The 17,781-nt window shown below is 41.7% G+C and carries 22 protein-coding genes and 1 other annotated feature (1 of these 23 only partly in view); of the genes, 21 read left to right on the forward strand and 1 reads right to left on the reverse strand.

The window, feature by feature from the left end:
* Positions 1-72: a sequence feature (ribosomal protein L20 leader region), on the forward strand; it begins 60 nt to the left of the window's first position.
* Between the two features lie 15 nt (positions 73-87).
* The 7 genes from infC (at position 88) to HT711_RS09820 (ending at position 5,509) form a co-directional block, all read left to right on the forward strand.
* Positions 88-618: a translation initiation factor IF-3 gene (infC, locus tag HT711_RS09790; protein ID WP_000848180.1), complete on the forward strand. Its 531-nt coding sequence runs from the start codon at positions 88-90 to the stop codon at positions 616-618.
* 32 nt (positions 619-650) lie between these two features.
* Positions 651-851, forward strand: coding sequence for a 50S ribosomal protein L35 (gene rpmI / locus HT711_RS09795; RefSeq protein ID WP_001125943.1), 201 nt, complete (start codon positions 651-653; stop codon positions 849-851).
* A gap of 51 nt (positions 852-902) precedes the next feature.
* Positions 903-1,262 carry a 50S ribosomal protein L20 gene (rplT, locus tag HT711_RS09800; RefSeq protein WP_000124834.1) on the forward strand — a complete coding sequence of 120 codons (360 nt, stop codon included), beginning with the start codon at positions 903-905 and terminating at the stop codon, positions 1,260-1,262.
* Between the two features lie 57 nt (positions 1,263-1,319).
* Positions 1,320-1,700, forward strand: a complete 381-nt coding sequence (locus HT711_RS09805; RefSeq protein WP_049511764.1) for a VOC family protein — start codon at positions 1,320-1,322, stop codon at positions 1,698-1,700.
* 248 nt (positions 1,701-1,948) lie between these two features.
* Complete coding sequence (locus HT711_RS09810) at positions 1,949-2,749, forward strand: dihydroorotate dehydrogenase electron transfer subunit (RefSeq protein ID WP_173233935.1); 801 nt, start codon at positions 1,949-1,951, stop codon at positions 2,747-2,749.
* Positions 2,712-3,698, forward strand: coding sequence for a dihydroorotate dehydrogenase (locus HT711_RS09815; protein ID WP_173233937.1), 987 nt, complete (start codon positions 2,712-2,714; stop codon positions 3,696-3,698). Before HT711_RS09810 ends, HT711_RS09815 begins: the two co-directional genes overlap by 38 nt.
* Before the next feature lie 41 nt (positions 3,699-3,739).
* Complete coding sequence (locus HT711_RS09820) at positions 3,740-5,509, forward strand: glucosaminidase domain-containing protein (RefSeq protein WP_173233939.1); 1,770 nt, start codon at positions 3,740-3,742, stop codon at positions 5,507-5,509.
* A gap of 60 nt (positions 5,510-5,569) precedes the next feature.
* Here HT711_RS09820 and pavA read toward each other — a convergent pair whose 3' ends face one another.
* Positions 5,570-7,225: an Rqc2 family fibronectin-binding protein PavA gene (pavA, locus tag HT711_RS09825; RefSeq protein WP_173233941.1), complete on the reverse strand. Its 1,656-nt coding sequence runs from the start codon at positions 7,223-7,225 to the stop codon at positions 5,570-5,572.
* Between the two features lie 104 nt (positions 7,226-7,329).
* On the opposite strand from pavA, the gene ybeY reads away from it, so the two are divergent.
* The 14 genes from ybeY to HT711_RS09895 all read left to right on the forward strand — a co-directional run bounded on the left by ybeY (position 7,330) and on the right by HT711_RS09895 (position 17,781).
* Entirely contained in the window at positions 7,330-7,827 is a 498-nt protein-coding gene (gene ybeY / locus HT711_RS09830) for an rRNA maturation RNase YbeY (RefSeq protein ID WP_000275156.1), read from the forward strand.
* Entirely contained in the window at positions 7,808-8,203 is a 396-nt protein-coding gene (locus HT711_RS09835; protein WP_173233943.1) for a diacylglycerol kinase, read from the forward strand. Before ybeY ends, HT711_RS09835 begins: the two co-directional genes overlap by 20 nt.
* 16 nt (positions 8,204-8,219) lie before the next feature.
* Positions 8,220-9,119: a GTPase Era gene (era, locus tag HT711_RS09840; protein WP_000143264.1), complete on the forward strand. Its 900-nt coding sequence runs from the start codon at positions 8,220-8,222 to the stop codon at positions 9,117-9,119.
* 48 nt (positions 9,120-9,167) lie between these two features.
* The gene (gene mutM / locus HT711_RS09845) at positions 9,168-9,992 is read left to right on the forward strand and encodes a DNA-formamidopyrimidine glycosylase (RefSeq protein ID WP_173233945.1); all 825 of its coding nucleotides are present in this window, start codon (positions 9,168-9,170) and stop codon (positions 9,990-9,992) included.
* Complete coding sequence (gene coaE, locus HT711_RS09850) at positions 9,992-10,597, forward strand: dephospho-CoA kinase (protein ID WP_173233947.1); 606 nt, start codon at positions 9,992-9,994, stop codon at positions 10,595-10,597. The genes mutM and coaE overlap by 1 nt, the downstream gene beginning before the upstream one ends.
* Complete coding sequence (locus HT711_RS09855) at positions 10,584-11,783, forward strand: multidrug efflux MFS transporter (protein ID WP_049488727.1); 1,200 nt, start codon at positions 10,584-10,586, stop codon at positions 11,781-11,783. Before coaE ends, HT711_RS09855 begins: the two co-directional genes overlap by 14 nt.
* A complete protein-coding gene (gene rpmG, locus HT711_RS09860) occupies positions 11,783-11,932 on the forward strand; it encodes a 50S ribosomal protein L33 (protein WP_001809104.1) in 150 nt (49 codons plus the stop codon). Before HT711_RS09855 ends, rpmG begins: the two co-directional genes overlap by 1 nt.
* Before the next feature lie 39 nt (positions 11,933-11,971).
* A complete protein-coding gene (secG, locus tag HT711_RS09865; RefSeq protein WP_000282517.1) occupies positions 11,972-12,205 on the forward strand; it encodes a preprotein translocase subunit SecG in 234 nt (77 codons plus the stop codon).
* A gap of 101 nt (positions 12,206-12,306) precedes the next feature.
* On the forward strand, positions 12,307-14,661 hold the full coding sequence (rnr, locus tag HT711_RS09870; RefSeq protein ID WP_173233949.1) for a ribonuclease R: 2,355 nt from the start codon (positions 12,307-12,309) through the stop codon (positions 14,659-14,661).
* A complete protein-coding gene (gene smpB, locus HT711_RS09875) occupies positions 14,624-15,091 on the forward strand; it encodes an SsrA-binding protein SmpB (protein ID WP_001051750.1) in 468 nt (155 codons plus the stop codon). The genes rnr and smpB overlap by 38 nt, the downstream gene beginning before the upstream one ends.
* A gap of 14 nt (positions 15,092-15,105) precedes the next feature.
* Positions 15,106-15,966 carry an SAM-dependent methyltransferase TehB gene (tehB, locus tag HT711_RS09880; RefSeq protein ID WP_164226022.1) on the forward strand — a complete coding sequence of 287 codons (861 nt, stop codon included), beginning with the start codon at positions 15,106-15,108 and terminating at the stop codon, positions 15,964-15,966.
* A gap of 223 nt (positions 15,967-16,189) precedes the next feature.
* Positions 16,190-16,381 carry a type II toxin-antitoxin system HicA family toxin gene (locus HT711_RS09885; protein ID WP_173234128.1) on the forward strand — a complete coding sequence of 64 codons (192 nt, stop codon included), beginning with the start codon at positions 16,190-16,192 and terminating at the stop codon, positions 16,379-16,381.
* Between the two features lie 27 nt (positions 16,382-16,408).
* Positions 16,409-16,786, forward strand: a complete 378-nt coding sequence (locus HT711_RS09890) for a type II toxin-antitoxin system HicB family antitoxin (RefSeq protein WP_173233951.1) — start codon at positions 16,409-16,411, stop codon at positions 16,784-16,786.
* A gap of 77 nt (positions 16,787-16,863) precedes the next feature.
* Positions 16,864-17,781: a competence protein CoiA family protein gene (locus tag HT711_RS09895; RefSeq protein WP_173250090.1), complete on the forward strand. Its 918-nt coding sequence runs from the start codon at positions 16,864-16,866 to the stop codon at positions 17,779-17,781.

Consider the following 17,781-nt stretch of genomic DNA (forward strand, 5'->3'; position numbering starts at 1 on the left):
TGAAAAGTTTCTAAGAAACGCTATCATAACGTGCGGGCTTGTATATTTACGAGTCCGCTATTGTTTTTCTCTAATAAAACAAAAGAGGTGAAAACCATAGCAAAGCAAGACTTATTCATCAATGATGAGATTCGTGTACGTGAAGTTCGCTTGATTGGTCTTGAAGGAGAACAGCTAGGCATCAAGCCACTCAGTGAAGCGCAAGCTTTGGCTGATAACGCTAATGTTGACCTAGTATTGATTCAACCCCAAGCCAAACCGCCTGTTGCAAAAATTATGGACTACGGTAAGTTCAAATTTGAGTACCAGAAGAAGCAAAAAGAACAACGTAAAAAACAAAGTGTTGTTACTGTGAAAGAAGTTCGTCTAAGTCCAACGATTGACAAGGGTGACTTTGATACAAAACTTCGCAATGCACGCAAATTCCTTGAAAAAGGAAATAAAGTTAAGGTATCTATTCGCTTTAAGGGTCGTATGATTACCCATAAAGAGATTGGTGCAAAAGTTTTAGCCGAGTTTGCTGAAGCAACTCAAGATATTGCCATCATCGAACAACGTGCTAAAATGGATGGACGTCAAATGTTCATGCAATTGGCGCCAGCGACTGACAAAAAATAATTGTCAGAAAGTTAAATAAAGGAGAAAAAATCATGCCAAAACAAAAAACACACCGCGCATCAGCTAAACGTTTCAAACGTACAGGTTCTGGTGGACTTAAACGTTTCCGTGCTTACACTTCTCACCGTTTCCACGGAAAAACTAAGAAACAACGTCGTCATCTTCGTAAAGCATCTATGGTGCATTCAGGAGATTACAAACGTATCAAAGCAATGCTTACTCGCTTGAAATAATAGCTTGACTGTAAGTAAACAATTCTAGGAAATATTTGGAGGAAATAAAACATGGCACGTGTTAAAGGTGGCGTTGTATCACGCAAACGTCGTAAACGTATTCTTAAATTAGCAAAAGGTTACTATGGAGCTAAACACATCTTGTTCCGTACTGCAAAAGAACAAGTAATGAACTCTTACTACTATGCATACCGTGACCGTCGTCAGAAAAAACGTGACTTCCGCAAATTGTGGATCACTCGTATCAACGCGGCAGCTCGTATGAACGGGCTTTCATACTCACAATTGATGCATGGTTTGAAATTGGCTGAGATCGAAGTTAACCGTAAAATGCTTGCTGACTTGGCTGTTAATGATGCAGCAGCTTTCACAGCTCTTGCAGATGCAGCGAAAGCAAAACTTGGTAAATAACAACTGATGAGACTGGAACAGGATTGTCCAGTCTTTTTAAAAATAAAGGAGAAAAATATGGCTTCAAAAATGCTACATACTTGCTTGCGAGTAGAAAATCTTGAAAAATCAATTGCATTTTATCAAGATGCTTTTGGATTTAAAGAATTGCGTCGCAGAGATTTTCCAGACCATGCCTTCACGATTGTCTATCTAGGACTTGAGGGTGACGATTATGAGTTGGAGTTGACTTATAACTACGATCACGGCCCTTATGTGGTTGGAGACGGGTTTGCTCATATCGCCCTAAGTACACCTGATCTTGAGGGACTTCATCAAGAGCACAGTGCCAAAGGCTATGAAGTGACTGAGCCAAATGGTCTACCAGGAACTGCACCTAACTATTACTTTGTCAAAGACCCTGATGGCTATAAGGTCGAAGTCATTCGTGAAAAATAATCACGTGAAGTCAAGTAGAATGTTCGTTTTCTACTTGACTTTTTTTAGCTGAAAGAGTATACTAGTAAAAATTTAACCTTTAAGGGGAGTCCAGAGAGACTCACAAGGTGTCAGATAAAAGAATAGTGCAATTTTCTAGAGGAGACTTTTTGAGTGTGCTCTCTTGTGTTGTACGATTTTAACTGAGGCCTTGCACTAGCAAGGTCTTTTCTTTATCTGGTCCCCTTAAAATTTAAGGAGGAAAAGTCATGAATCCCACATGTAAGAAACGTTTGGGTGCAATTCGTTTGGAAACCATGAAGGTGGTTGCACAGGAGGAAATCGCACCAGCAATCTTTGAATTAGTCCTAGAAGGGGAAATGGTTGAAGCTATGCGGGCAGGCCAATTTCTTCATCTGCGTGTGCCTGATGACGCCCATCTCTTGCGTCGCCCTATTTCAATTTCGTCTATCGATAAGGTTAAGAAGCAGTGTCATCTTATTTATCGGATTGAAGGGGCTGGGACAGCTATTTTCTCAACCTTAAGTCAGGGGGATACTCTTGATGTGATGGGCCCTCAGGGGAATGGTTTTGACTTGTCTGACCTTGATGAGCAGAACCAGGTTCTCCTTGTTGGTGGGGGGATTGGTGTTCCTCCCTTGCTTGAGGTGGCCAAGGAATTGCATGCGCGTGGTGTGAAAGTAGTGACAGTTCTCGGTTTTGCCAACAAGGATGCTGTTATCCTCGAAAAGGAATTAGCTCAAAATGGTCAAGTCTTTGTAACGACAGATGATGGTTCTTATGGTATCAAGGGAAATGTTTCCGTTGTTATCAATGACTTAGATAGTCAGTTTGATGCTGTTTACTCATGTGGGGCGCCTGGAATGATGAAGTATATCAATCAAACCTTTTATGACCACCCTAGAGCCTATCTATCTCTGGAATCTCGTATGGCTTGTGGGATGGGGGCTTGCTATGCCTGCGTCCTAAAAGTGCCAGAAAGCGAGACGGTCAGCCAACGCGTCTGTGAAGATGGCCCTGTTTTCCGCACAGGAACAGTTGTATTATAAGGAGAAAATTATGACTACAAATCGTTTACAAGTTTCTCTACCAGGCTTGGATTTGAAAAATCCCATTATTCCAGCATCAGGCTGTTTTGGTTTTGGACAAGAGTATGCCAAGTACTATGATTTAGATCTTTTAGGTTCTATTATGATCAAGGCGACAACCCTTGAAGCCCGTTTTGGCAATCCAACTCCAAGGGTGGCAGAAACACCTGCTGGCATGCTCAATGCAATTGGCTTGCAAAATCCTGGTTTGGAAGTTGTTTTGGCCGAAAAGCTACCTTGGTTGGAAAGAGAATATCCAAATCTTCCTATTATTGCCAATGTGGCTGGTTTTTCAAAACAAGAGTATGCGGCTGTTTCTCATGGTATTTCCAAGGCAGCTAATGTAAAGGCTATCGAGCTCAATATTTCTTGCCCCAATGTTGACCACTGTAATCACGGACTTTTGATTGGTCAAGATCCAGATTTGGCTTATGATGTGGTGAAAGCAGCTGTGGAAGCCTCCGAAGTGCCAGTTTATGTCAAATTAACCCCGAGTGTGACCGATATCGTTACTGTCGCAAAAGCTGCAGAAGATGCGGGAGCAAGTGGCTTGACCATGATCAATACTCTAGTTGGAATGCGCTTTGACCTCAAAACCAGAAAACCAATCTTGGCTAATGGAACAGGTGGAATGTCAGGTCCAGCAGTCTTTCCAGTAGCCCTCAAACTCATCCGACAAGTAGCCCAAACAACAGACCTGCCTATCATTGGAATGGGGGGAGTGGATTCGGCAGAAGCAGCCCTAGAAATGTATCTGGCTGGAGCATCTGCAATCGGAGTTGGAACAGCCAACTTTACCAATCCATATGCCTGTCCTGATATCATCGAAAATCTGCCAAAGGTCATGGATAAATACGGCATTAGCAGTTTAGAAAATCTACGCAAGGAAGTAAAAGAATCTCTGAAGTAAACTGCAATCAATCTGTTCTTGATTTTTTATTAGTTTGTAATATGAATTTCAGAGAATTTTGGTACAATAAAATAAATAAGAACAGAGGAAGAAGGTTAATGAAGAAAGTAAGATTTATTTTTTTAGCCCTGCTATTTTTCTTAGTCAGACCAGAGAGTGCAATGGCTAGCGATGGTACTTGGCAAGGAAAACAATACCTGAAAGTAGATGGTAGTCAAGCAGCCAATGAATGGGTTTTTGATGCTCATTATCAATCTTGGTTTTATATAAAAGCAGATGCTAACTATGCTGAAAATGAATGGCTGAAACAAGGTGACGACTATTTTTACCTCAAATCTGGTGGCTATATGGCTAAGTCAGAATGGGTAGAAGACAAGGGAGCCTTCTATTATCTTGACCAAAATGGAAAGATGAAAAGAAATGCTTGGCTAGGAGCTTCCTATGTCGGTGCATCAGGTGCTAAAGTAATAGAAGACTGGGTCTATGATTCTCAATACGACTCTTGGTTTTATATAAAAGCAGATGGCCAGCACGCAGAGAAAGAATGGCTCCAAATCAAGGGGAAGGACTATTATTTTAAATCTGGTGGTTATTTACTAACAAGTCAGTGGATTGAGCAGGCTTATGTGAATGCTAGTGGTGCCAAAGTACAGCAAGGTTGGCTTTTTGACAAACAATACCAATCTTGGTTTTACATCAAAGCAAATGGAAATCATGCTGATAAAGAATGGATTTTCGAAAATGGTCACTATTATTATCTAAAATCCGGTGGCTATATGGCAGCAAATGAATGGATTTGGGATAAGGAGTCATGGTTTTATCTCAAATCTGATGGCAAAATGGCTGAGAAAGAATGGCTATACGATGCTAAAAGTCAAGCCTGGTACTACTTCAAATCTGGTGGCTACATGGCGAAAAATGAGACTGTAGATGGTTATCAGCTTGGAAGCGATGGAAAGTGGCTTGGAGAAAAAGCTACAAACGAAAATGCTGCTTATTATCAAGTAGTGCCTGTCACAGCCAATGTTTATAATGCAGATGGTGAAAAGCTGTCCTATATATCACAAGGTAGTGTTGTCTGGCTAGATAAGGATAGAAAAAGTGATGACAAGCGCCTGGCTATTACTGTTTCTGGTTTGTCAGGCTATATGAAAACAGAAGATTTACAAGCACTAGATGCTAGTAAGGATTTTATCCCTTATTATGAGAGTGATGGACACCGTTTTTATCACTATGTGGCTCAGAATGCTAGTATCCCAGTAGCTTCTCATCTTTCTGATATGGAAGTAGGCAAGAAATATTATTCGGCAGATGGGTTGCATTTTGATGGTTTTAAGCTTGAAAATCCCTTCCTTTTCAAAGATTTGACAGAGGCTACAAACTACAGTGCTGAAGACTTGGATAAGGTATTTAGTCTGCTAAATATTAATAATAGCCTCCTGGAAAATAAGGGAGCTACCTTTAAGGAAGCCGAAGAACATTACCATATCAATGCCCTCTATCTCCTTGCCCATAGTGCTTTAGAAAGTGACTGGGGACGTAGCAAGATTGCCAAAGATAAGAATAATTTCTTTGGAATTACAGCCTATGATACGACGCCTTACCTTTCTGCCAAGACATTTGATGATGTGGATAAGGGAATTTTAGGTGCAACCAAGTGGATTAAGGAAAATTATATCGATAGGGGCAGAACTTTCCTTGGAAACAAGGCATCGGGTATGAATGTGGAATATGCCTCAGACCCTTATTGGGGCGAGAAAGTTGCTAGTGTGATGATGAAAATCAATGAAAAACTAGGTGGCAAAGATTAGTCCTATAATTGGATATGATTTTCGAAGAGTATAAGCTAAAAATCCTGATTTCAAGTCGAATCAGGATTTTTTCATGGATGCAATTTTTTCTGGGTCTGGTGTGACACGGAGGGTCTTTTGTCCTGTGTAAGTGACAAAGCCAGGTTTTCCACCAGTTGGTTTGTTGAGTTTCTTGACTTCAATCATATCTACCTGCACCAGATTTGATAGGCGACCTTGAGAGAAGTAGGCGGCCAACTCTGCTGCGTCTGTCTTGACTTCATCAGATGGGTCAAGATTTCCTGAGATGACCACGTGGCTTCCAGGAATGTCCTTGGCATGGAACCAAAGTTCCTCCTTGCGGGCCATTTTAAAGGTTAGCTCCTCATTTTGCAGATTATTGCGGCCGACATAGATGATGGTCTTGCCATCGCTGGCCAGATACTGTTCTGGTTTTTTGCGTTTCTGGATTTTCTCCCGTTGTCTTCTGCGGATGAAGCCTGTTTGGATCAATTCTTCACGGATTTCAGCGATTTCTTCTAGTCCAGCTTGGTTGAGGACAGTCTCAACACTTTCCAGATAGAGAATAGTTGCCTTGGTTTCCTCAATCAGATCAGTCAAGTATTTGACAGCTTCTTTGAGTTTTTGGTAACGTTTAAAGTAGCGTTGGGCATTCTGGTTGGGAGTCAGAGCCTTATCAAGCGCAATCGTGATAGGTTGGTTGGTGTAGTAGTTGTCTAGGATAACCTGGTCTTGGTCGTTAGGTACTTGGTGGAGGAAGGTTGTCAGCAATTCTCCTTTTTGACGAAATTCTTCAGCGTTGTCTGTCGCCAGTAACTCTTTTTCTTGTTTTATCAGCTTATGTCGATTTTTCTGCAGTTCATTTTCAACACGGCGAATGAGTTCACTGGCTTGTTGTTTGACACGGTCTCGCTCAGCCTTGTCCTTATAGTAGGTGTCCAACAAATCCGAAAGGTTGGCAAAAGGCTCTCCCACTTGATTTGCAAAAGGAACTGGACTGAAGGAAGTTTCAGTCAAGCATGGCTTGGTTTCTTGATTGAAAAAGTTTCGGAAAGCGGAAAGTTTTTCACTAACCAGTATCCTTTCCAATTCATTTGCCGTATCGCGTCCCAGACCTTGAAAGAGGCTTTGAAGATTTTTAGCTGTCGTTTCCTGCGTTTGCAGGATTTCAAAGAGTTTCTCGTCCTTGATTGTAAAAGGATTGAGAGATTCCGTACTTGGCGGAGCGATATAGGTAGACCCAGGCAGCAAGGTACGGTAGCTATTTTGTGAAAAACCAACATGTTTGATAACTTCGAGGATTTTATGACTGCTTTTATCAACCAGTAGAATGTTACTGTGTTTGCCCATAATTTCGATAATCAAGGTAGCCTGAATATGGTCTCCAATCTCGTTTTTATTGGAAACCGTGATTTCCACAATACGGTCATTTTCCACTTGCTCAATCGACTCAATTAGGGCACCCTGCAAATATTTTCTTAAAACCATGATAAAGGTAGAAGGCTGGGCTGGGTTTTCAAAAGTCGTTTGGGTCAGCTGAATGCGTCCAAAAACTGGATGGGCAGAAAGGAGCAGGCGATGGCTTTGGCGATTGCTGCGGATTTGCAAGACCAATTCTTGTTCAAAAGGTTGATTGATTTTCTGAATGCGACCATTCACTAACTCTCTTCGCAATTCCTCAACCATGTGATGTAAAAAAAATCCGTCAAATGACATCGTTCTCTCCTTGTGATTGTATTCCATAGTATTATATCAAAAAGGTAGAATAAAATCATGGAAATGTGGTATAATAAAGCCAAGTAAAGAGAAACGAGAAGCACATGTATATTGAAATGGTAGATGAAACTGGTCAAGTTTCAAAAGAAATGTTGCAACAAACCCAAGAAATTTTGGAATTTGCAGCCCAAAAATTAGGCAAAGAAGACAAGGAGATGGCAGTCACTTTTGTGACCAATGAGCGTAGTCATGAACTCAATCTGGAGTACCGTGACACAGACCGTCCGACAGATGTCATCAGCCTTGAATATAAGCCAGAGTTGGAAATTGCCTTTGACGAGGAAGATTTGCTTGAAAATCCAGAATTGGCAGAGATGATGTCTGAGTTTGATGCCTATATTGGGGAACTGTTCATCTCTATTGATAAGGCTCATGAGCAGGCCGAGGAATATGGCCATAGCTTTGAGCGTGAGATGGGCTTCTTGGCAGTACACGGCTTTTTACATATCAATGGATATGATCACTACACTCCGGAAGAAGAAGCGGAGATGTTCGGTTTACAAGAAGAAATTTTGACAGCCTATGGACTCACAAGACAATAAACGAAAATGGAAAAATCGTGACCTGATATCCAGTTTAGAATTTGCCGTCACAGGAATTTTTACTGCCATCAAGGAAGAACGTAATATGCGAAAACATGCAGTGACGGCTCTTGTAGTCATTCTTGCAGGTTTAGTTTTTCAGGTGTCACGAGTCGAATGGCTCTTTCTCCTATTGAGCATTTTCTTGGTAGTAGCTTTTGAAATTATCAATTCTGCTATTGAAAATGTGGTGGATTTGGCCAGTCACTATCACTTTTCCATGCTGGCTAAAAATGCCAAGGATATGGCGGCTGGCGCGGTATTAGTGGTCTCTCTTTTCGCAGCCTTAACAGGCGCATTGATTTTTCTCCCACGAATCTGGGATTTATTATTTTAAACAGTAAGAGGAAATTATGACTTTTAAATCAGGCTTTGTAGCCATTTTAGGACGCCCTAATGTTGGGAAGTCAACCTTTTTAAACCACGTCATGGGGCAAAAGATTGCCATCATGAGTGACAAGGCGCAGACAACGCGCAACAAAATCATGGGAATTTACACGACTGATAAGGAGCAAATCGTCTTTATCGACACGCCAGGGATTCACAAGCCTAAAACGGCTCTAGGAGATTTCATGGTAGAATCTGCCTATAGCACCCTTCGTGAAGTAGACACAGTTCTTTTCATGGTGCCTGCTGATGAGGCGCGTGGTAAGGGGGACGATATGATTATCGAGCGTCTTAAGGCTGCTAAGGTTCCTGTTATTCTGGTGGTGAACAAGATTGATAAGGTTCATCCAGACCAGCTTTTGTCTCAGATTGATGATTTTCGTAATCAAATGGACTTTAAGGAAATTGTTCCAATCTCAGCTCTTCAGGGAAATAACGTCTCTCGTCTAGTGGATATTTTGAGTGAAAATCTGGACGAAGGTTTTCAATATTTCCCGTCTGATCAAATCACAGACCATCCAGAACGCTTCTTGGTTTCAGAGATGGTTCGTGAGAAAGTCTTGCACCTAACTCGTGAAGAGATTCCGCATTCTGTCGCAGTAGTTGTGGATTCTATGAAACGAGACGAAGAGACAGACAAGGTTCATATCCGTGCAACCATCATGGTCGAGCGTGATAGCCAAAAAGGGATTATCATCGGTAAAGGTGGCGCTATGCTTAAGAAAATCGGTAGCATGGCCCGTCGTGATATTGAACTCATGCTAGGAGACAAGGTCTTCCTAGAAACTTGGGTCAAGGTCAAGAAAAACTGGCGCGATAAAAAGCTAGATTTGGCTGACTTTGGCTATAATGAAAAAGAATACTAAGTAGAGGTGGGCTCATGCCTGCTTCTTGTTTTTACAGAAGGAGGACTTATGCCTGAATTACCAGAGGTTGAAACCGTTCGACGTGGCTTGGAAAAATTGATTTTGGGAAAGAAGATTTCGAGTGTAGAAATTCGCTATCCCAAGATGATTAAGACGGATTTGGACGAGTTTCAAAAGGAAGTGCCTGGTCAGATTATTGAGTCAATGGGACGTCGTGGTAAATATTTGATTTTCTACCTGACAGACAAGGTCTTGATTTCCCATCTGCGGATGGAGGGCAAGTATTTTTACTATCCGTACCAGGTTCCTGAACGCAAGCATGCCCATGTTTTTTTTCAGTTTGAAGATGGTGGCACGCTTGTTTACGAGGATGTTCGCAAGTTTGGTACTATGGAACTCTTGGCGCCTGACCTTTTGGAAGCCTACTTTATTTCTAAAAAATTAGGTCCTGAACCAAGCGAACAAGACTTTGATGTGCAGGTCTTTCAAGTAGCTCTAGCTAAGTCTAAAAAGCCTATCAAATCCCATCTTTTAGACCAGACTTTGGTAGCTGGACTTGGCAATATCTATGTGGATGAGGTCCTCTGGCGAGCTCAGGTTCATCCGGCTAGACCTTCCCAGACTTTGACAGCAGCAGAAGCGACTGCCATTCATGACCAGACCATCGCTGTTTTGGGACAGGCTGTTGAAAAAGGTGGTTCCACCATTCGGACCTATACCAATGCCTTTGGGGAAGATGGAACCATGCAGGATTTTCATCAGGTCTATGACAAGGCTGGTCAAGAATGTGTACGCTGTGGTACCATTATTGAGAAAATCCAACTAGGCGGACGTGGAACCCACTTTTGTCCTCAGTGCCAAAGGAGGAATTGATGGGAAAAATCATTGGAATCACTGGGGGAATTTCCTCAGGTAAGTCAACTGTGACAAATTTTCTAAGAAAGCAAGGCTTTCAAGTGGTGGATGCCGACGCGGTTGTCCACCAACTACAGAGACCTGGTGGTCGTCTGTTTGAGGCTCTAGTCCAGCACTTTGGGCAAGAAATCATCCTTGAAAACGGAGAACTTAATCGCCCTCTCCTAGCTAGTCTTATCTTTTCAAATCCTGAAGAACGAGAATGGTCTAAGCAAATCCAAGGAAAGATTATCCGTGAGGAACTAGCTACATTAAGAGACCAATTGGCTCAGACAGAAGAGATTTTCTTCATGGATATTCCCCTACTTTTTGAGCAGGACTACGTCTCTTGGTTTGATGAGACTTGGTTGGTCTATGTGGACCGAGATGTCCAAGTAGAACGCTTAATGAAAAGGGACCAGTTGTCCAAAGATGAAGCTGAGTCTCGCCTGGCAGCCCAGTGGCCTTTAGAAAAAAAGAAAGATTTAGCCAGCCATATTCTTGACAATAATGGGAATCAGGACCAGCTTCTTAATCAAGTGTATATCCTTCTTGAGGGAGGTAGCCAAGATGACAGAGATTAACTGGAAAGATAATCTGCGCATTGCTTGGTTTGGTAATTTTCTGACAGGAGCCAGTATTTCTTTGGTAGTGCCCTTTATGCCCATCTTTGTGGAAAATTTAGGTGTAGGGAGTGATCAAGCTGCTTTTTACGCAGGTTTAGCTATTTCTGTCTCTGCCATTTCTGCAGCACTTTTCTCTCCTATCTGGGGCATCCTTGCTGACAAATACGGTCGAAAGCCCATGATGATTCGAGCTGGGCTTGCCATGACCATTACTATGGGAGGCTTAGCCTTTGTACCAAATATCTATTGGTTAATCTTTCTTCGTTTACTGAATGGTGTATTTGCGGGTTTTGTTCCCAATGCAACAGCCCTGATAGCCAGTCAGGTTCCCAAGGAGAAATCAGGCTCTGCCTTAGGTACTTTGTCTACAGGCGTAGTTGCAGGTACTCTAACGGGTCCCTTTATCGGTGGCTTTATTGCAGAATTATTTGGCATTCGTACTGTCTTTTTACTGGTTGGTAGCTTTCTATTTTTAGCTGCTGTTTTGACTATTTGCTTTATCAAGGAAGATTTTCAACCAGTAGCCAAGGAAAAGGTCATCCCAACCAAGGAATTATTTACATCAGTTAAATATCCCTATCTTTTGGTCAACCTCTTTCTGACCAGTTTTGTCATCCAATTTTCAGCTCAATCGATTGGCCCTATTTTGGCTCTTTATGTACGCGACTTAGGGCAGACAGAGAATCTTCTTTTTGTCTCTGGTTTGATTGTATCCAGTATGGGCTTTTCCAGTATGATGAGTGCAGGAGTCATGGGCAAGCTAGGTGACAAGGTGGGCAACCATCGCCTCTTAGTTGTCGCCCAGTTTTATTCAGTCATCATCTATCTCCTCTGTGCCAATGCCTCTAGCCCTCTTCAACTAGGACTTTATCGTTTCCTCTTTGGATTGGGAACCGGTGCCTTGATTCCCGGAGTCAATGCCCTTCTCAGCAAGATGACTCCCAAAGCCGGTATTTCAAGGGTCTTTGCCTTCAATCAGGTATTCTTTTATCTGGGAGGTGTCGTTGGGCCTATGGCAGGTTCTGCAGTAGCAGGTCAATTTGGCTACCATGCTGTCTTTTATGCGACAAGCCTTTGTGTTGCCTTTAGTTGTCTCTTTAACCTGCTTCAATTTCGAACATTATTAAAAGTAAAGGAAATCTAGTGCGAGTAAAAATCAATCTCAAATGCTCCTCTTGTGGCAGTATCAATTACCTAACCAGTAAAAATTCAAAAACCCATCCAGACAAGATTGAGGTTTTAAAGTATTGTCCCAAGGAAAGAAAAGTAACCCTACATCTTGAATCTAAGTAGATTTTATGGTAAAATAATAGGGATTTTAAGGAGTTTGATATGTATAACCTATTATTAACCATTTTATTAGTATTATCTGTTGTGATTGTGATTGCGATTTTCATGCAACCAACCAAAAACCAATCCAGCAATGTATTTGATGCCAGCTCAGGTGATTTGTTTGAACGCAGTAAAGCACGCGGTTTTGAAGCTGTAATGCAGCGTTTGACAGGGATTTTAGTCTTTTTCTGGCTAGCCATTGCCTTAGCATTGACGGTATTATCAAGTAGATAAGAAAATAATGGGCAGGACTAGGTCTTTGCCTATTTTTATTTCTAAATGATATTTGAGAAGGTTTTACAGTAAAAGAAAATTAAAAAATCTAGAAAGAAAATATGAAAGACAGAATAAAAGAATATTTACAAGATAAGGGAAAGGTAACTGTCAATGACTTGGCTCAGGCTTTGGGAAAAGACGGTTCCAAGGATTTTCGTGAGTTGATTAAAACCTTGTCCTTAATGGAAAGAAAGCACCAGATACGCTTTGAAGAAGATGGAAGTCTGACCTTGGAAGTCAAGAAAAAACATGAGATTACTCTCAAGGGGATTTTTCATGCTCATAAAAATGGCTTTGGCTTTGTTAGTCTGGAAGGCGAGGAGGACGACCTTTTTGTAGGAAAAAACGATGTCAACTATGCTATTGATGGTGATACCGTTGAGGTCGTCATCAAGAAAGTCGCTGACCGCAATAAGGGAACAGCAGCGGAAGCAAAAATTATCGATATCTTAGAACACAGTCTGACAACCGTAGTCGGTCAAATCGTTCTGGATCAGGAAAAGCCTAAGTATGCTGGCTACATCCGTTCGAAAAACCAGAAAATCAGCCAACCCATCTATGTTAAGAAACCAGCCCTTAAACTCGAGGGAACCGAAGTTCTCAAGGTCTTTATCGATAAATACCCAAGCAAGAAACACGATTTCTTTGTCGCGAGTGTTCTAGATGTGGTGGGGTATTCAACGGATGTCGGAATTGATGTTCTTGAGGTTTTGGAGTCTATGGACATTGTATCCGAGTTTCCAGAAGCTGTTATCAAGGAAGCAGAAAGTGTGCCTGATGCTCCGTCTCAAAAGGATATGGAAGGCCGTCTGGATTTGAGAGATGAGATTACCTTTACCATTGACGGTGCGGATGCCAAGGATTTGGACGATGCCGTGCATATCAAAGCATTGAAAAATGGAAATCTGGAGCTTGGAGTTCACATAGCAGATGTTTCCTACTATGTGACTGAGGGTTCGGCTCTTGATAAGGAAGCCCTTAATCGCGCGACTTCTGTCTATGTGACAGACCGTGTGGTCCCAATGCTTCCAGAACGACTGTCAAATGGTATCTGCTCCCTCAATCCTCAAGTTGACCGCCTGACCCAGTCTGCCATTATGGAGATTGATAAACATGGTCGTGTGGTCAACTATACCATTACACAAACAGTTATCAAGACCAGTTTCCGTATGACTTATAGCGATGTCAATGATATCCTAGCTGGCGACGAGGAAAAGCGACAAGAATATCAGAAAATTGTTCTTAGTATCGAACTCATGGCCAAACTTCATGAAACTTTAGAAAACATGCGTGTGAAACGTGGAGCCCTCAATTTCGATACCAATGAAGCCAAGATTTTAGTGGATAAACAAGGTAAGCCTGTTGATATCGTTCTTCGTCAGCGTGGTGTTGCCGAGCGGATGATTGAGTCTTTTATGTTGATGGCCAACGAAACAGTTGCCGAGCATTTCAGCAAGTTGGATTTGCCTTTTATCTATCGGATTCACGAGGAGCCTAAGGCTGAAAAGGTTCAGAAGTTTATTGATTATGCTTCGAGTTTTGGCTTGCGCATTTATGGGACTGCCAGTGAGATTAGCCAGGAGGCTCTCCAAGACATCATGCGTGCTGTTGAGGGAGAACCTTATGCAGATGTCTTGTCCATGATGCTTCTTCGATCCATGCAGCAGGCTCGCTATTCAGAGCACAATCACGGTCACTATGGATTAGCGGCTGATTATTATACTCACTTTACTAGTCCGATTCGTCGTTATCCGGACCTCCTTGTTCACCGTATGATTCGGGACTACGGCCGTTCTAAGGAAATAGCCGAGCATTTTGAACAAGTAATTCCAGAGATTGCGACCCAGTCTTCCAACCGTGAGCGTCGTGCTATTGAGGCTGAGCGTGAAGTCGAAGCCATGAAAAAGGCTGAGTACATGGAAGAATACGTGGGCGAAGAGTACGATGCGGTTGTGTCTAGCATCGTTAAATTCGGTCTCTTTGTTGAATTGCCAAACACAGTTGAAGGCTTGATTCACATCACTAATCTACCTGAATTTTATCATTTCAATGAGCGGGATTTGACTCTTCGTGGGGAAAAATCGGGGACAACCTTCCGTGTAGGTCAGCAGATTCGCATTCGCGTTGAAAGAGCTGATAAGATGACGGGTGAAATTGACTTCTCTTATATTCCAAGTGAGTTTGATGTGATCGAAAAAGGCTTGAAACAGTCTAGTCGCAATGATAGAGGGCGTGGTTCAAGTCGTCGTTCAGATAAGAAAGAAGACAAGATAAAATCAGGACGCTCAAATGATAAGCGCAAGCATTCACAAAAAGACAAGAAGAAAAAAGGAAAGAACCCTTTTTATAAGGAAGTAGCTAAGAAAGGAGCCAAACATGGCAAAGGGCGAGGGAAAGGTCGTCGCACAAAATAAAAAGGCGCGCCACGACTATACTATCGTAGATACGCTAGAGGCAGGGATGGTCCTGACTGGAACTGAAATCAAGAGTGTGAGAGCAGCTCGAATCAATCTAAAGGATGGCTTTGCCCAAGTAAAAAATGGAGAAGTCTGGTTGAGCAATGTTCATATCGCGCCTTACGAAGAGGGCAATATCTGGAACCAAGAACCAGAACGTCGTCGTAAACTCCTGCTCCATAAAAAGCAAATCCAAAAGTTGGAACAAGAGACCAAAGGGACAGGAATGACGCTGGTTCCTCTTAAAGTCTATATCAAAGATGGTTATGCCAAGCTCCTTTTAGGTTTAGCTAAAGGGAAGCATGACTATGATAAGCGGGAGTCAATCAAACGACGTGAGCAAAATCGCGACATTGCGCGCGTGATGAAAGCTGTTAATCAGCGATAAAAAGAGGAATGAAAATGGAAAAACTAATTGCCTATAAACGTATGCCCTTGTGGACTAAAGAAACCATGCCAGAGGCTGTTCAGCAGAAACACAATACCAAGGTTGGGACTTGGGGCAAGATTACTGTTTTAAAAGGAACTCTCAAGTTTATTGAATTGACAGAGGATGGTGAGGTTCTAGCTGAGCATCTCTTTGAAGCGGGGGCTGACAATCCAATGGCACAACCACAAGCCTGGCACCGAGTGGAGGCTGTAACAGACGATGTAGAATGGTACTTGGAATTTTATTGTAAACCTGAGGATTATTTCCCTAAGAAATACAATACCAATCCTGTTCATTCAGAGGTCCTAGAGGCTATGCAGACAGTAAAACCAGGGAAAGCCTTGGATTTGGGCTGTGGTCAGGGGCGTAATTCCCTCTTTCTAGCCCAGCAAGGTTTTGATGTGACAGCTGTGGATCAAAATGAACTGTCCCTTGAAATCTTGCAAAGCATTGTGGAGCAGGAAGATTTGGATATGCCTGTTGGTTTTTACGATATCAATTCAGCTAGCATTGGGCAAGCTTATGATTTCATCGTATCGACAGTTGTTTTGATGTTTTTGCAAGCAGACCGCATTCCTGCAATTATCAAAAATATGCAGGAGCATACCACGGTCGGTGGCTATAATCTTATTGTTTGTGCCATGGACACGGAGGATTACCCTTGCTCGGTTAACTTCCCATTCACTTTTAAAGAAGGGGAACTGGCAGATTATTACAAGGACTGGGAATTGGTTAAGTACAATGAAAATCCTGGTCATTTGCACCGTCGTGACGAAAATGGCAATCGCATTCAACTACGCTTTGCGACCATGCTAGCTAAGAAAATCAAGTAAACATACATGAAGATTAGGAATTTTTCTGATCTTTTTTTCTTTTTTTACGAATAGATAAGATAGAAGAATTGACAAAAATACGCATTATAAGTATAATTTTAGATAGAAAGGTGACCATAAATGACAATCACAGGTAAGGAAATGGTAAAATTATACTCAATGAAAATCAAAGAGCAAACTAGGAAGCTGGCCGCAGGCTGTACTTGAGTACGGCAAGGATAAGCTGACGTGGTTTGAATTTGATTTTCGAAGAGTATTAGCTCTTGCAAATGGATGGATTGAAGTACGTAAGAGAGGAAGTCATCATCATTTTAAGAAAGAAGGGGTCTCCTATCTTGTCACTATTCCAGTTCACGGTAATGAGGATTTAGGAAAAGGTTTAGAGAGAAAAATATTAAAAGATTTGGGATTGTAGTTGATTTGAAAATTGTGGAGGTGTACTATGCTAAAATCTTATCCTGCTATTTTTCATAGAGAAGGCACTGGATACTGGGTTGAATTTCCTGAATTTGGAGGCGGGACTGAAGGAACAACGATTGAACTTGCAATGAAAAATGCACGGGAAATGCTTGAGAGTGTTTTAGCTTCTTATATTGATGAAGGACTGGCTCTGCCTACTCCTAGTGACATTGCTGAGTTGAAAGCTCCTGATGGATTTGTGACTTTGATTCAGGTCAATCCCTTGCCTTTCGTAAAGAATAATAAAGCGATTCGAAAAAATGTTACGGTTCCAGAGTGGCTAGTCAGACTTGCAGATCGTGAGAAAGTGAACTATTCTGAAGTTTTGACACAAGCTCTTGAAAGTCGCTTGCAACTCTAAAATTATAGAGTGATGAAGATTAGGAATTTCCTGATCTTTTTTATTTTTTACGAATAATATAGAAAAGGAGGGAAATCATGTTTGTTGCGAGAGATGCTAGGGGTAAATTGGTAAATGTGTTAGAGGATAAGCTTGAGAAGCAAGAATACACCTGCCCAGCTTGTGGAGGTAAGCTCCGTTTGCGGCAAGGACCAAGTGTCCGGACCCATTTTGCCCATAAATCCCTAAAAGACTGTGATTATTCCTCTGAAAATGAAAGCCCAGAACACCTGTCCAATAAGGAATCCCTCTATCACTGGTTGAAAAAAGAGGCAGAGGTACAATTAGAATACCCGTTTCCAGAACTTAAACAGATTGCGGATGTATTTGTAAATGGCAATCTAGCTTTAGAGGTTCAATGTAGTCCCTTGCCTCAAAAAGTTCTTAAAGAGCGTAGTGAGGGTTATCGTAGTCAGGGTTACCAAGTACTGTGGTTGCTGGGGGAAAAACTTTGGCTCAAGGAGCGTTTGACTCGTCTGCAAGAAGGGTTTCTTTATTTCAGTCAAAATATGGGCTTTTATGTTTGGGAATTGGATGAGGAAAAACAGACTTTAAGACTCAAATATCTCATCCACCAAGACCTCCGCGGTAAACTCCATTATCAAATCAAGGAATTTTCCTATGGTCAAGCTAGTCTACTGGAGATATTACGTCTTCCCTATAAGAAACAAAAAATATCTAGTTTTAGTGTTTCTCAGGATAAGGACATCTGTCGTTATATCCGGCAACAACTGTATTATCAAAATCCTATTTGGATGAAAGAACAAGCAGAAGCCTATCAAAAGGGAGAAAATGTCCTGAATTATGGGCTGAAAGAATGGTATCCACAAATTCGACCACTAGTAGGTGATTTTTGCCAAATTGAACAAGATTTGACCAGCTATTATAAGCATTTTCAAACCTATTACCAACAAAATACTCAAAATGATTGGCAAAAGGGTAAATTCCCAAACTAA

The organism is Streptococcus sp. 1032 (assembly GCF_013277015.1).
Lineage (GTDB): Bacteria > Bacillota > Bacilli > Lactobacillales > Streptococcaceae > Streptococcus.